The organism is Shinella sp. 838, from assembly GCF_029623935.1.
Lineage (GTDB): Bacteria > Pseudomonadota > Alphaproteobacteria > Rhizobiales > Rhizobiaceae > Shinella.
The window spans coordinates 548,452-562,755 of the sequence record NZ_JARSBQ010000003.1; the positions used below are offsets into that span (position 1 = coordinate 548,452).

Genomic DNA, 14,304 nt, shown 5'->3' on the forward strand with positions numbered 1-14,304 from the left:
CGATTTAGCAAGTTCCCCTGAAAGGCCGTTTAAGGATTTCCCGAAAAGGCGGCGGACCGTGTTCACGCATTGCTAACCATGATGGTACGCTGCCGATAAATTCTTTGAAAAACAACCATTTGAGTTTTCCTACTCCGGCTGCTTCAAGAAAAAGAATCCCGCAATCTGCGTCAAAAAAGGACTTTCTGCATGGCTGTGCGCGGTTCCGTCATGCCGCGGTCCTGCCTTTCATTGCTGACAGGAAAAAGCGCATTCGTCGGCCGGATCTGTGCTTTCCGGCAGGATATGCTTGAAATTATGCGTTTTGGACAGCATAGGGCGTTAAGAGGCCATCCCGCCGCGCGGGCGTCCCACTAGAGTGGGCGCACTTCATCCAGGGAGAGAAATGTGACCACCATTATCGATGGGAAGCAGGTTGCCGCTTCCGTGATTGACACCGTGAAGTCCGCTGCCGCTGCCCTGGAGAAGGATGCCGGCGTGAAGCCTGGTCTTGCCGTCATCATCGTCGGCGACGATCCGGCAAGTCACGCCTATGTCTCTTCCAAGAGCCGCATGGCCAAGGAATGCGGCTTTACCTCCATCCAGCATACGCTGCCGGAGCAGACCACGCAGGAGGAGCTTGCCCGCCTCGTCGAGACGCTCAACGCCGACGAGACCATCCATGGCATCCTGGTCCAGCTGCCACTGCCGAAGCACCTCGATTCCGAGCCGATCATCCAGTCGATCAAGCCGGAAAAGGATGTTGACGGCCTGCACGTCGTCAACGCCGGCAAGGTCGCGACGGGCGATCTCGAAGGAGGGCTCGTCTCCTGCACGCCGGCCGGCGCCATGGTTTTCGTACGCCGCACGCATGGCGAGGACTTGTCCGGCCTCAACGCCGTGGTGATCGGCCGCTCGAATCTCTTCGGCAAGCCGATGTCCGCTCTGCTCCTCGCCGCAAACGCGACGGTGACGACCGCCCATTCGCGCACGAAAGATCTCGCGGGCGCCTGCCGCAACGCCGATATCCTCGTTGCTGCTGTCGGCCGCCCGGAAATGGTAAAGGCCGACTGGGTGAAGCCGGGCGCGACCGTCATCGATGTCGGCATCAACCGCATCGCCGCGCCGGAAAAGGGGGAGGGCAAGTCCCGCCTCGTCGGCGACGTCGCCTTCGATGAGGTTGCCAAGGTTGCTGGCGCCATCACCCCGGTTCCCGGTGGTGTCGGTCCGATGACCATTGCCATGCTGATGGCCAACACGGTCATTGCCGCCTATCGCAAGGCCGGGCGCACGCCACCGAAGTTCTGAGCGGAAACATCATCGGTCCAGAGTGGTCCCTCATCCGGCCTGCCGGCCACCTTCCCCCCGCAAGCGGTGAAGAAGTGCCGCGCCGCCTTCTTCAGTCACTCGTCATTCGTGGGGGCGTCCCCTCTCCCCGCCTTGGGGGGAGAGGGTTCGGGTGAGGGGCAGGGCCCGGCGCAGTGCCCTCCTCAGAAGCCTACTTCCCCGCCGGCGCCGGGCCTGTCGAAGCGCGCACGATGAGGTCCGTCTTCCAGAGCTCCTGCTGTGGGAGCGTCTCGAGCGTCAGGATGTCGGCGATGAGGCGGCGGGCGATGCGCTGGCCGGCGGCACGCAGCGACGAGCGGGTCGTCGTCAGCGGCACCATGAAATTCTCCGGCTTCAGCATGGGCAGCACGTCGTCATGGGCGATGAGCGAAATGTCTACGCCGAGCTTCAGCCCTGCCTGGTTAATCGCCCGGACGGCGCCAAGCGCCAGGACCGTGCTGGAACACAGGACCGCGGTCGGCGGCGCTTCAAGCTGGAGGAAGCGCTCCATGGCGCGAAACCCGTGTTCGTCCGTCATTTGCGAATGCTGCACGCAGTCGTCGCGCAAGGTGAGGCCGTGCTCGGCAAGCGCCCGCTCCGTGCCTTTCTTGCGGCGGATCGAGAAGGCGAGATAATCCGGTCCGTTGATCAGCGCGAGATGCCGGTGACCGAGCTGCACCAGCAGCCGTGTCGCATCGTAGAAGGCGCCGGTGTTGTCGATGTCGAGATAGGGATAGTCCGTCGGCACGCCGATCGACCGACCGTGCACGACGAAGGGCGTCTTCAACGTCTTCATCATGGCAATGCGCGGGTCCTTCTCGCGCATATAGGCGAGGAACAGCGCATCCACATTGCCGCTCGCCACCAGCCGTCGGCAGGTGGCGACCTCTTCTTCCGGATGGCTCGGGTTGATGACGAAATGAAAGTCGTGCTTGACCGCCTCGTCGCCGAGGCCGGCGAGGAATTCGCCGAAATGCACGTCGGATTCGATGCCGTCGGCCGTCGGCATGACAAGGCCGATCGAGCCCGCCCGGCCCGTTGCCAGCCGTTGCGCCGCCCGGTTCGGCCGGTATCCAGTCTCGCGGACAGCGTCGAGCACGCGCTGGCGTGTCTCGGCATTGACCTCCGGATAACCGTTCAATGCTCTGCTCACGGTTGTCTGGGAGAGACCCAGCAACTGCGATAATTGCTTGAGATTCACATGCTTAGCTTTCTTGAAACATTAAAAGCGCTTTGGATGTCTTCTCTTTTCGTTCCCTGGATGTGTCCCAAAGCGTTTTGGCATGTAACATCAGCAAATCATTTAGGAAAAGCGGATTTGGCCTTTTTGCGCCGCAAAACTACGCTGCACTGCGTTAAATACTGCGTTTTTATCCACAAACCTCTGAGGGGTACTTGACGAAGCTCGGAAGGAAATGGGATGAAAGGAAATCCAAAGCGCTTTGAATTTTGGGGTATTTTAGAGAATGCCTGCCCCGGGAGAGGGCGGGTTTGCTATGGGAGGCAAATCTCGTGAAAAAGACATTGCTGATGACGGCCGCGCTCGCTCTTTTGATGGCGGGCGGCGCCGCTGCGGCCGACTTGAAATTCAAGCCGGGCGAGGATTCCAAGTTCAACTGGCAGAGTTTCGAGGATTTCAAGAAGGGCCACGACCTCAAGGGTCAGACGCTGACCATTTTCGGCCCCTGGCGCGGTGAGGACGAGGCGCTTTTCAAGATCGTCTACGCCTATTTCACCGAGGCGACGGGCGTCGAGATCAAATATTCCTCTTCCGAAAACTACGAGCAGCAGATCGTCATCGACACCCAGGCCGGCAGCCCGCCTGACGTCGCCATCCTGCCGCAGCCGGGCCTCATCGCCGACCTTGCCTCCAAGGGGTATCTGACCCCGCTCGGCGACGAGACCAAGCAATGGCTGCTCGACAATTACGCCGCCGGCCAGTCCTGGGTCGATCTTTCGACCTACAAGGGCAAGGACGGCAATGCCGCACTCTTCGCCTTCCCCTACAAGATCGACGTGAAGTCCCTCGTCTGGTACGTGCCGGAAAATTTTGAAGATGCCGGCTACGAAGTGCCGAAGACCATGGAAGACCTGAAGGCGCTGACCGAGCAGATCGTCGCCGACGGCGGCACGCCCTGGTGCATTGGTCTCGGTTCCGGCGGCGCGACCGGCTGGCCGGCGACCGACTGGGTCGAAGACCTGATGTTGCGCACCGCTTCCCCGGAAACCTACGACAAGTGGGTAAAGAACGAGATCCCGTTCACCGATGCTTCGGTGGTCGGCGCGCTCGACGAATTCGGCTGGTTCGCCAAGAACGACAAGTTCGTCGATGGCGGCGCGGCGGCGGTCGCCTCCACCGACTTCCGTGACAGCCCGAAGGGCCTCTTCGCCTCGCCGCCGAAGTGCTACCTGCACCATCAGGCGTCGTTCATCCCGTCCTTCTTCCCGGAAGGCACCGTTGTCGGCGAGGATGCGGACTTCTTCTACATGCCGCCCTATGCCAGCAAGCCGGAACTCGGCAATCCCGTGCTCGGCGCCGGCACGCTCGCGATGATCACCAAGGACACGCCGCCCGCCCGCGCGTTCATCGAGTTCCTGAAGACGCCCATCGCGCACGAACTGTGGATGGCGCAGACCAGCTTCCTGACGCCCTACAAGAGCGCCAACAAGGAGGCCTATGCCAATGCGCCGATGAAGAAGCAGGGCGAGATCCTGCTCAATTCGACGACCTTCCGTTTCGACGGTTCGGACCTGATGCCGGGCAAGATCGGCGCGGGTGCATTCTGGACCGGCATGGTCGATTTCGTCGGCGGCAAGTCCGCGGCCGATGTCGCAGGCGGCGTGCAGAAGGCCTGGGACGCCATCAAGTAACATCCTGGCGAACCGGCCGGCAGCCGCCGGCCGGTTTTCCCGAGCATGCAAACGTGCAGCCGGACCATGCGGTGGCCAAGCCGCGTGAACAGTCGATGTGGCTTCGGAAGACGTCAAGCAAACACCTGAAGCGAAGGCCGCGCTGCACGAAAAGAAGCCGTAGGGGACTTTTCCAGGGGAGGGACTGCCGTGCAGCAATTGTTATTCGCCGTCTTCACGATGGTCGGGGGCGTTCTCGCCTGCGTCCTCTACTTCTTCGGGACGAATTTCCTGCTCGACAGGATGTTTCCCTCCAAAGGGCTGACGGGCGCGCAGGCTTCGAAGAACCTGCGCATCACCAATGCGATCCGGCCCTGGCTGTTCATGGCGCCCGCGCTCTTCGCGCTGACGATCTACCTCGTCTATCCCGTCTTCGAATCCGTCCGGCTCGCCTTCCATGATCGCACGGGCCAGCAGTTCGTCGGCTTCAGCAATTTCGCCTGGATGATCAACGACGGCGAGTTCCGCCAGTCGATCTTCAACAATTTCCTCTGGCTGCTGGTGGTGCCGGCGCTCTCCACCTTCTTCGGCCTGATCGTCGCCGCGCTGACCGACCGTATCTGGTGGGGCAACATCGCGAAAACGCTGATCTTCATGCCGATGGCGATCTCCTTCGTCGGCGCCGCCGTCATCTGGAAATTCGTCTACGACTACCGCGCCGAAGGCTCCGAGCAAATCGGCATCCTCAATGCCATCGTCGTCGCCATGGGCGGCTCGCCCGAAGCGTGGATGACCATCCCCTTCTGGAACAACTTCTTTCTGATGGTCATCCTGATCTGGATCCAGACGGGTTTTGCCATGGTCATCCTCTCGGCGGCGCTGCGCGGCATTCCGGAGGAGACGATCGAGGCGGCCGTCATTGACGGTGCCAATGGTTTCCAGATCTTCTTCAAGATCATGGTGCCGCAGATCTGGGGCACGATCGCCGTCGTCTGGACGACGATCACCATCCTGGTGCTGAAGGTCTTCGACATCGTGCTCGCGATGACCAACGGCCAATGGCAGACGCAGGTTCTGGCGAACCTGATGTTCGACTGGATGTTCCGCGGCGGCGGCGATTTCGGGCGTGGCGCGTCCATTGCCGTCGTCATCATGATCCTGGTCATACCCATCATGATCTGGAACATCCGCAACGCCACCAAGGAAATGGAAGGCCACTGAGATGATCGCCTCGTCCCGTTCGCCGCTCGTCTTCGCCGTCCATCTTTTCGTCCTTCTGCTCGTCGCGCTCTGGACCCTGCCGACGGCGGGCCTCCTGATCTCCTCGCTGCGCGACAAGGACCAGCTCGCCGTCTCCGGCTGGTGGACCGCGCTTTCCACCTCCTCACAGAACCTGACAGGCCGCGCTGCCGCCCCGGAGGCGCAGGTCGAGCGTGACGGCAAGTTCGTCATATCCGGCAATTTGTTGGAAGGCGGTGACGCAAAGGTCTCCGCCTTCGGCTTCCGCCCCTTGCAGCCGACCGCCTTCGAGGCCGGCGCTGCCGCCGATATCGGCGACGGCCAGACGCTGACCGTCAAGGAGGACGGCAGCTACGAGATCGTTTCGCCGACGAAGATGGAGGGCACGCGCGGCCAGCGCATCTTCTATACCGCCTCCGCGCCGCCGCGCTTTACCCTCGACAACTATCGCGAAGTGCTGAATGCCGAGGGCATCGGCAGGTCCTTCATCAATTCGCTCACCGTGGCGATCCCCGCAACGATCATCCCGATCCTCGTTGCCGCCTTCTGCGCCTATGCGCTTGCCTGGATGCCCTTTCCGGGCCGGGCGATCCTGATCGCCGTCATCGTCGGCCTGCTCGTCGTGCCGCTGCAGATGTCGTTGATCCCGCTGCTGCGGCTCTATAACGGCGTCGGCGCCTTCTTCGGCGTGCCGGCGAAGACCTATGTCGGTATCTGGCTCGCCCATATGGGCTTCGGCCTGCCGCTCGCGGTCTATCTCCTGCGCAACTACATGGCTGGCCTGCCGCGCGAGATCATGGAATCGGCCCGTGTCGACGGTGCGTCGGATTTCGATATCTTCGTCAAGATCATCCTGCCGCTGTCTTTCCCGGCACTCGCGTCCTTTGCCATCTTCCAGTTCCTGTGGACCTGGAACGACCTGCTCGTCGCCATGGTCTTCCTCGGCGCGGGCAACGAGGAGCTCGTTCTGACCGGGCGTCTCGTCAACCTTCTGGGCTCGCGCGGTGGCAACTGGGAAATCCTTACGGCGTCCGCCTTCATCACCATCGTCGTTCCTCTGATCGTCTTCTTTAGCTTGCAGCGTTATCTCGTGCGCGGCCTGCTGGCGGGCTCGGTCAAGGGTGGCTGACGAAGGCAGTTGCCACAAAAGCGTGAAGCGGTTTGCATTCGCAATCGCGTAAAAATCAAAGATGCACAGGACAAGCAGCATGACGATGTCGGATTCCACCCTTCTCGTACCGGACAAGGACTGGTGGCGTGGCGCGGTGATCTACCAGATCTATCCGCGCTCCTATCAGGATACCAACGGTGACGGGATCGGCGACCTCAGGGGTATTGCGGAGCGGCTTTCCCATGTCGCCTCCCTCGGTGTGGATGCGATCTGGATATCGCCCTTCTTCACCTCGCCGATGAAGGATTTCGGCTACGACGTCTCCGACTACCAGGACGTCGATCCGATCTTCGGTGCGCTCGCCGATTTCGATGCGCTGATCGCCGAGGCGCACCGCCTCAACATCCGCGTGATGATCGACCTCGTGCTGTCGCACACCTCGGACAAGCATCCCTGGTTCGTCGAAAGCCGTTCCCGGCGCACCAATCCGCGGGCGGACTGGTATGTCTGGGCCGATTCCAAACCGGACGGCACGCCGCCGAACAACTGGCTGTCGATCTTCGGCGGTTCGGCCTGGCAATGGGATCCGACGCGCCTGCAATATTACATGCACAATTTCCTGACCTCGCAGCCGGACCTCAACCTGCACAATCCGGAAGTGCAGGATGCGCTGCTCTCGGTCGCCCGCTTCTGGCTGGAGCGCGGCGTCGATGGCTTCCGTCTCGACACGATCAACTTCTACTTCCACGACAAGGAGCTGCGTGACAACCCGTCGCTCGCCCCCGAGCGCCGCAACGCCCAGACCGCGCCGGCCGTGAACCCCTACAACTACCAGGAACATCTCTACGACAAGAACCAGCCGGAAAATCTGGAGTTCCTCAAACGGTTCCGTGCGGTCATGGAGGAGTTTCCGGCCATCGCTGCCGTTGGCGAGGTGGGCGACAGCCAGCGCGGCCTTGAAATCGCCGGTGAATACACGTCCGGCGGCGACAAGATGCACATGTGCTACGCCTTCGAGTTCCTTGCGCCCGAACCGCTGACACCGGCCTTCGTTGCCGACACGCAGCATGCCTTGGAAAAGGCTGCGCCCGAGGGCTGGGTCTGCTGGGCCTTCTCCAACCACGACGTCATGCGCCATGTCAGCCGCTGGGGCAGCGCCGTCACCGATCATGAGGCCCATGCCAAGCTGCTCGCCAGCCTGCTGATGTCGCTGCGCGGCTCGGTCTGCATCTACCAGGGCGAAGAGCTGGCCTTGCCGGAAGCCGAGCTTGCCTATGAGGACCTGCAGGATCCCTACGGCATCCAGTTTTGGCCGGATTTCAAGGGCCGCGACGGCTGCCGCACGCCGATGGTCTGGGAAAGCACCGAGCTTTCCGGCGGCTTCAGCAAGGGAAAACCCTGGCTTCCGGTGCCGGCCGTTCATCTCGAGCGCGCCGTCGACATACAGGAGGGGGATGCGGCCTCGGTGCTTGCGCACTACCGGCGCTTTCTTGCCTTCCGCAAGGAGCACGTGGCATTGGTGAAGGGCGAGATTGCATTTCAGTCGGCCGAAGGCGCGATCCTTTCCTTCGTGCGCACGCACGGCAACGAGAAGGTTTTCTGCGCTTTCAACATGAGCCCGATCGCGCGCCTTGCGGACTTGCCTGATGGCACGCTGCAGGTTCTGGAGGGCCACGGGTTTGAAAGCATGATGCATGCGGAAAGCATCGAACTTCCGGCCTGGAGCGGGTTTTTCGCGCGCTTCGTGTAACCGGTCAGAACAATTCCGGCGAAAGTGGAAGGCGGGTCGCCTCCGGAACTGCGCCAAACAGGGACTATAGGGGAGAGAGACATGACAGGGCTGGTACTCAAGGATATCCGCAAGTCCTACGGCGCGGTGGATGTGATCCACGGCATCGATCTCGATATCAAGCAGGGCGAGTTCATCGTCTTCGTCGGCCCGTCCGGCTGCGGCAAGTCGACCCTGCTGCGCATGATCGCGGGCCTTGAGGAGATCAGCGGCGGCGAGATGACGATCGACGGCGAGCGCGTCAACGACGTGCCGCCTTCCAAGCGTGGTATCGCCATGGTGTTCCAGTCCTATGCGCTCTACCCCCATATGACCGTCTTCGACAACATGGCCTTCGGCATGCGCATCGCTGGCGAAAGCAAGGAGGAGATCGACCGGCGCGTGCGCTCGGCTGCCGATATCCTCCAGCTCACAAAATATCTCGACCGCCTGCCCAAGGCGCTCTCCGGCGGCCAGCGTCAGCGCGTCGCCATCGGCCGCGCCATCTGCCGCAATCCGAAAGTCTTCCTGTTCGACGAACCGCTGTCCAATCTCGACGCTGCCCTGCGCGTGGCGACGCGAATCGAGATCGCCAAGCTCAACGAGCAGATGGCCGACACGACGATGATCTACGTGACGCATGACCAGGTCGAAGCGATGACGCTTGCCGACCGCATCGTCGTGCTCTCGGCCGGCCATATCGAACAGGTCGGTCCGCCTCTGGAACTCTACGAGCGCCCGGCAAACCTCTTCGTCGCCCGCTTCATCGGTTCGCCCGCGATGAACATCATTCCCGCGAAGATCACGGCGGCCGGCGCTTCGACGGAACTCGAGTTGACGGGCGGGCGCCGCTCCAGCGTCGACATCCCGGCCGCGGCCTCCGAAGTCGGCAAGACCGCGAGCTTTGGCGTACGGCCGGAAGACCTTCAGATCACGACCGGCGAGGATTTCCTCTTCGAGGGTACGGTGTCGATCGTCGAAGCGCTCGGCGAAGTGACGCTGCTGTATATCGACGGTCTCGTGCAGGGCGAGCCGATCATCGCCAAGATCCCGGGCATCCTCGACGTCAAGCGTGGCGACCGGGTGCGGTTCACGGCGGACAAGGCGAAGCTGCATCTCTTCGATGCGGCCGGAAAGAGCTATCGCGCATCCTGAAGGCGAAAGGGAAGCGGCAGGATTTAGCCCTGCCGCTCAACCCGATGTTAAGCGTTGCTCCCCTAGGCTTTTGCCGAAAGCAGACAGTGCCGGGGGGCAGCAGGCCGATGGGTATTCAGGGATCCGTACCGCGTAACAACTACCTGAACAAGGAAGAGTCCTTCATGTACGATCGCGAGAAGAGCTTCCCGATGGAGGACACCTGCAACGAGGCGCGCATCGAGTTCACCGAGAACGGCGGTCTCGTCAACCTGGTCTCCCGCCGCTGCCTGATCACCAAATTGTCGCGCAGCGGTGCCGTCATCACGATGACGACGAAGTTCCAGCTGCCACGCAACTTCTACCTCGACATCGTCAGCGCCCGCCTGCCGATGATCGGTTGCCTGACGCAGCGCGTCTACACCAACGACATCGTCGAAGCGCGTTTCCTGCGCCTGCTCTCCGACAAGGATCTGCAACGCATCTTCGTCTATTCGACGCACCGGAACCATCACGGCCGGACGCTGGATATTTATAGCTGACGTTTTGGGGGCTGCCCCTCATCCCGCTGCCGCGACCTTTCTCCCCGCAGGCGGGGAGAAAGGGGAATGTGGCGATGCTTTCCCCAAACAATGAGCGGGGAGAGATAGTAGGGCTTGGCCTCTTGTTTCCTTCTCTCCGTTTAAGGGTAGAAGGTGGCCGGCAGGCCGGATGAGGGGCGGCAGCGCCCCGCGCCATCAGGCAAACAGCACGCTCGCCCCATGATCCGCCGGCCCCGCAATCGCGCGGAAGGGCGCAAAAAGCTCGCGCCCCATGCCGAATTCGTTGCCCGAGAGATCGGCCGTCGCCTGCGGGCGGGCGGCGAACTCGGCGGCATTCACCAGAACCTCGATCGTGCCGTGGGTCGCATCCAGCCGGATGATATCGCCGTTGCGGATGCGGCCGATCGGGCCGTTGTCGACAGCCTCCGGCGTGACGTGGATGGCTGCCGGCACCTTGCCGGATGCGCCGGACATGCGCCCGTCGGTGAGGAGGGCAACGCGCTGACCGCGGTCTTGCAGGATACCGAGCACGGTGGTCAGCTTGTGCAATTCCGGCATGCCGTTCGCCTTCGGCCCCTGGAAGCGCACGACGGCGATGAAATCGCCCGTCAGCTCACCGGCCTTGAAGGCGACATTGAGTTCCTGCTGGTCGTGGAACACCTTTGCCGGCGCCTCGATGACATGGCGCTCCGGCTTTACCGCCGAAATCTTGATGACGGCGCTGCCGATATTGCCGGTCAGCATCTTCAGGCCACCCGTGGGCTGAAAGGGTGTCTCGATATTGGCGAGCACCTTCGGATCGTGGCTGATCTTCGGCGAGCGTTCACGCACGACCGCGCCGTTTTCGCCGAGCTTCGGGTCGATCGTATAGGCCTGCAGGCCCCGACCGTAGACGGTGCGCACGTCGTCATGCAGCATGCCGGTCTTCAAAAGCTCCTGAATGAGGAAGCCCATGCCGCCGGCGGCGTGAAAATGGTTCACGTCGGCAAGGCCGTTCGGATAGACGCGGGCGAGCAGCGGCACCACGTCGGACAGCTCGGAAATGTCCTGCCAGGTGAGCACGATGCCGGCGGCGCGTGCCATGGCGAGAAGGTGCAGCGTGTGGTTGGTCGAGCCGCCCGTCGCATGCAGGCCGACGACGCCGTTGACGATGGAGCGCTCGTCGATCATTTCGCCGGCCGGGGTGAATTCATTGCCCTGTGCGGTGATGGCGAGCGCGCGCTTGGCGGCTTCCTTGGTCAGTGCGTCGCGCAGCGGCGTGCCAGGATTGATGAAGGAGGCGCCGGGCATATGGAAGCCCATGATCTCCATCAGCATCTGGTTGGAGTTGGCGGTGCCGTAGAAGGTGCAGGTGCCGGGGCCGTGGTATGACTTCGACTCGGCTTCCAGCAGTTCTTCCCGGCCGGCCTTGCCTTCGGCATAGAGCTGGCGCACGCGGGCCTTCTCGTCGTTCGGCAGGCCCGAGGTCATGGGACCTGCAGGAATGAAGATGGCGGGCAGATGCCCGAAGGTGAGGGCCGCGATCGTCAGGCCCGGCACGATCTTGTCGCAGACGCCGAGATAGACGACCGAATCGAACATGTTGTGCGACAGGCCGATGCCGGCCGCCATGGCGATGAGGTCGCGCGAGAAGAGCGACAGTTCCATGCCCGGCTGGCCCTGCGTGACGCCGTCGCACATGGCCGGCACGCCGCCGGCGACCTGCGCCACGCCGCCCGCCTCCCGCGCGGCCTCGCGGATCAGCGCCGGATAGGTCTCGAACGGCTGGTGGGCCGAGAGCATGTCGTTGTAGGAGGTGATGATGCCGAGGTTCGGAACGCGGTCGCCGGCGAGCGCATCCTTCTCGGCGGGGGAACAGACGGCAAAGCCGTGCGCGAGGTTGCCGCAGGAGAGCACCGAACGGTGCACGCCCTTGGAGATGGCGGCGCGCACACGCGCGAGATAGGGTTCGCGATGCGGCTTCGAGCGTTCGACGATGCGGGCTGTAATGGCTTCGATGCGTTTATCGGCGGACATGGGAGCTATCCTTACCTCTCTCGATGGCATTTTCGCATGCGGCAACGCGCGGGAGAGCTGCGCTGTCCGCTTCAATCATCGGCGTTACGCGCCGGGTGAAACCGGTATTACCCGGCAGGGTGCTTCAGGGCGCCCAGTAGATATCGATCGGCGTTGCTGCGCGGCGCAGCATGGCGCGGATCGGCATGTCGCTTTCCGGTCCGTCGGCTTCTGCCGCGGCAAGCACGTCCTTCTTGCCCTGGCCCTCGATATGAAGCACCAGAAGGCGGGCATCCTGGAGGCTGGCGAAGGTGAAGGTGAGGCGGGTCTCGCCTGCGCCTTCCGCTTCCATGGTGATTACGCCACGCGGGGTTTCCGGCGAGATCGCCTCGGCAAGCCGGCTGCCGCCGGGGAAGAAGGACGCGGTGTGGCCGTCCGTACCCATGCCGAGAATGGCGACGTCGAAAGGATGGCCAAGAGCCTCGGCGTCCGCCGAAACGATCGTCGCGGCTTCCTCCGCACTGCCGGCGTCACGATAGAGCGGCAGGAAGCCTGCGGCCTTCGCCTTGCCCTGGAGCAGGTTGTCGGCGACGAGCTGGTGGTTCGAGCGCGGATTGTCCGCGGGAACGAAACGCTCGTCGACAAGGGTGATCGTCACCTTGCCCCAGTCGATGTCTCGGTTCGACAGTGCCTTGAAGAAGGCTTTTGGTGTCGAGCCGCCGGAGACCGCGATGCTGGCGCGGCCCCGGCTGGCAACGGCGTCGGCCAGCACGCCGGAAACCCGGTCTGCCAGTCCCTCGGCCAAGGCTGCGCCATCCCTGAATTCATGCAGTCTCGCGCTCATCGGGCTTCCTTACGTTTCGTGCCAGGTGCGGCCGTCGCGCTCGATGAGGGCGATGGCCTGGCTCGGACCCCAGGTGCCGGCGGTGTAGCCCTGCGCCTGCTGGCCCGTCGCTTCCCAGGCCTTCAGGATCGGGTCGATCCAGCGCCATGCGGCTTCCACTTCGTCACGCCGCATGAAGAGCGTCTGGTTGTTCCTGATGACGTCGAGCAGCAGGCGCTCGTAGGCGTCGGCATTGCGGGCGTCGAAGGCTTCGGCAAAGCTCATGTCCAGCGAGACGTTGCGCAGGCGCATGCCGCCTGGGCCGGGGTCCTTGATCATCAGCGACTGCTTGACGCCTTCGTCCGGCTGAAGACGGATGATCAGCTGGTTCGCCTCGATGCGGCCGGCCGAGGGGTCGAAGATCGAATGCGGGATCGGCTTGAAGGTGATGACGATTTCCGACATGCGCGCGGCAAGCCGCTTGCCCGTGCGGATGTAGAAGGGCACGCCCGCCCAGCGCCAGTTGCCGATCTCGGCCTTGATGCCGACGAAGGTCTCCGTGTTGGAAACGCCGCCTTCCAGCTCCTCGAGGTAACCCTTGACCGGGCCGCCGGCCGAGGCGCCCGCGCGGTACTGGCCGCGTACGGTGAGGCGCTCGACATTGTATTGGTCGATCGGCTTGAGGGCGCGCAGAACTTTAAGCTTCTCGTCGCGCACGGCTTCCGCGTCCATGGAGGAGGGCACTTCCATGGCCACGAGGCAGAGAAGCTGCAGAATGTGGTTCTGCACCATGTCGCGCAGCGCACCGGCCTTGTCGTAGTAGCCGGCGCGGCTTTCAAGGCCGACGGCCTCCGCAACGGTGATCTGCACATGGTCGATATGGGCGGAGTTCCACAGCGGCTCGTAGAGCGCGTTGGCAAAGCGCAGCGCCATCAGGTTCTGCACCGTCTCCTTGCCGAGATAGTGATCGATGCGGAAGATCTGCTCTTCGCGGAACACCTTGCCGATCGTGTTGTTCAGCTCGTTGGCCGAGGCAAGGTCGCGTCCGATGGGCTTTTCGACGACGATGCGGGTCTGCTTGGTGATCAGCTTGTGGTCGCGGATCTTCTCCGAGATGTCGCCGAAGATGGCGGGGGCGACGGCGAGGTAGAAGGCCCGCACGCGTTCCTTGCCCTCATCGAGAAGCTCCTTCAGCTTGTCCCAGCCGCCGTCGGACTTGGCGTCGACGGCGACATAGAACAGCCGGTCGCAGAAGGTCTTGACTTCGGCCTCGTCGAATTCGCCGGGCTTCAGGTGCTCCTTCAGCGCATCCACGGCGAACTTGCGGTACTCCGCATCCGTATAGGCGGTGCGCGACGCGCCGATGATGCGCGTCGGGTCGGAAAGCTGGCCGGCGAGCTGCCGGTGGTAGAGGGCCGGAAGGAGCTTGCGTTCCGCAAGATCGCCGGTTCCGCCGAAGACGACATAGTCGAAAGGCTCAACGGGAATGATCTGGCTGCTCATCGGATATCTCGATCTCGTTCTGTTGCCGGGTGTT

The 14,304-nt window shown here is 62.8% G+C and carries 11 protein-coding genes; 7 read left to right on the forward strand and 4 right to left on the reverse strand.

Annotated features, from left to right (window positions below; all coding sequences use genetic code 11):
• Positions 1–387: 387 nt before the first annotated feature.
• Positions 388–1,287, forward strand: coding sequence for a bifunctional methylenetetrahydrofolate dehydrogenase/methenyltetrahydrofolate cyclohydrolase FolD (folD, locus tag P9A16_RS14185; protein ID WP_023515738.1), 900 nt, complete (start codon positions 388–390; stop codon positions 1,285–1,287).
• 190 nt (positions 1,288–1,477) lie between these two features.
• Here folD and P9A16_RS14190 read toward each other — a convergent pair whose 3' ends face one another.
• Positions 1,478–2,506: a substrate-binding domain-containing protein gene (locus P9A16_RS14190; protein ID WP_037408163.1), complete on the reverse strand. Its 1,029-nt coding sequence runs from the start codon at positions 2,504–2,506 to the stop codon at positions 1,478–1,480.
• A gap of 329 nt (positions 2,507–2,835) precedes the next feature.
• Here P9A16_RS14190 and P9A16_RS14195 point away from each other — a divergent pair, with 329 nt between their 5' ends.
• The 6 genes from P9A16_RS14195 (at position 2,836) to P9A16_RS14220 (ending at position 9,949) form a co-directional block, all read left to right on the forward strand.
• Positions 2,836–4,176 carry an ABC transporter substrate-binding protein gene (locus P9A16_RS14195; protein WP_371260130.1) on the forward strand — a complete coding sequence of 447 codons (1,341 nt, stop codon included), beginning with the start codon at positions 2,836–2,838 and terminating at the stop codon, positions 4,174–4,176.
• 189 nt (positions 4,177–4,365) lie between these two features.
• On the forward strand, positions 4,366–5,376 hold the full coding sequence (locus P9A16_RS14200) for a carbohydrate ABC transporter permease (protein ID WP_023516575.1): 1,011 nt from the start codon (positions 4,366–4,368) through the stop codon (positions 5,374–5,376).
• 1 nt (position 5,377) lies between these two features.
• Positions 5,378–6,523: a carbohydrate ABC transporter permease gene (locus P9A16_RS14205; RefSeq protein ID WP_023516574.1), complete on the forward strand. Its 1,146-nt coding sequence runs from the start codon at positions 5,378–5,380 to the stop codon at positions 6,521–6,523.
• A 79-nt stretch (positions 6,524–6,602) separates the two neighbouring features.
• A complete protein-coding gene (bglA, locus tag P9A16_RS14210; RefSeq protein WP_024270949.1) occupies positions 6,603–8,255 on the forward strand; it encodes a beta-galactosidase BglA in 1,653 nt (550 codons plus the stop codon).
• 81 nt (positions 8,256–8,336) lie between these two features.
• A complete protein-coding gene (locus tag P9A16_RS14215) occupies positions 8,337–9,428 on the forward strand; it encodes an ABC transporter ATP-binding protein (protein ID WP_023511845.1) in 1,092 nt (363 codons plus the stop codon).
• Between the two features lie 107 nt (positions 9,429–9,535).
• On the forward strand, positions 9,536–9,949 hold the full coding sequence (locus tag P9A16_RS14220; RefSeq protein WP_023511846.1) for a hypothetical protein: 414 nt from the start codon (positions 9,536–9,538) through the stop codon (positions 9,947–9,949).
• A gap of 195 nt (positions 9,950–10,144) precedes the next feature.
• On the opposite strand, the gene edd is transcribed toward P9A16_RS14220, so the two are convergent.
• The 3 genes from edd to zwf all read right to left on the reverse strand — a co-directional run bounded on the left by edd (position 10,145) and on the right by zwf (position 14,270).
• Positions 10,145–11,965 (reverse strand): phosphogluconate dehydratase, encoded by a 1,821-nt coding sequence (gene edd, locus P9A16_RS14225; RefSeq protein WP_023511847.1) that lies wholly within the window; start codon positions 11,963–11,965, stop codon positions 10,145–10,147.
• A 124-nt stretch (positions 11,966–12,089) separates the two neighbouring features.
• Positions 12,090–12,788, reverse strand: coding sequence for a 6-phosphogluconolactonase (pgl, locus tag P9A16_RS14230; RefSeq protein ID WP_023511848.1), 699 nt, complete (start codon positions 12,786–12,788; stop codon positions 12,090–12,092).
• A gap of 9 nt (positions 12,789–12,797) precedes the next feature.
• Entirely contained in the window at positions 12,798–14,270 is a 1,473-nt protein-coding gene (gene zwf / locus P9A16_RS14235; RefSeq protein ID WP_023511849.1) for a glucose-6-phosphate dehydrogenase, read from the reverse strand.
• Between the last annotated feature and the right edge of the window lie 34 nt (positions 14,271–14,304).

Coding starts and splice junctions, on each gene's coding strand:
- P9A16_RS14195 (WP_371260130.1), top strand. CDS start 2,836: ATGACGGCCGCGCTCGCTCTTTTGATGGCGGGCGGCGCCGCTGCGGCC.
- P9A16_RS14205 (WP_023516574.1), top strand. CDS start 5,378: ATGATCGCCTCGTCCCGTTCGCCGCTCGTCTTCGCCGTCCATCTTTTC.
- bglA (WP_024270949.1), top strand. CDS start 6,603: ATGACGATGTCGGATTCCACCCTTCTCGTACCGGACAAGGACTGGTGG.
- P9A16_RS14215 (WP_023511845.1), top strand. CDS start 8,337: ATGACAGGGCTGGTACTCAAGGATATCCGCAAGTCCTACGGCGCGGTG.
- P9A16_RS14220 (WP_023511846.1), top strand. CDS start 9,536: ATGGGTATTCAGGGATCCGTACCGCGTAACAACTACCTGAACAAGGAA.
- edd (WP_023511847.1), bottom strand. CDS start 11,965: ATGTCCGCCGATAAACGCATCGAAGCCATTACAGCCCGCATCGTCGAA.
- pgl (WP_023511848.1), bottom strand. CDS start 12,788: ATGAGCGCGAGACTGCATGAATTCAGGGATGGCGCAGCCTTGGCCGAG.
- zwf (WP_023511849.1), bottom strand. CDS start 14,270: ATGAGCAGCCAGATCATTCCCGTTGAGCCTTTCGACTATGTCGTCTTC.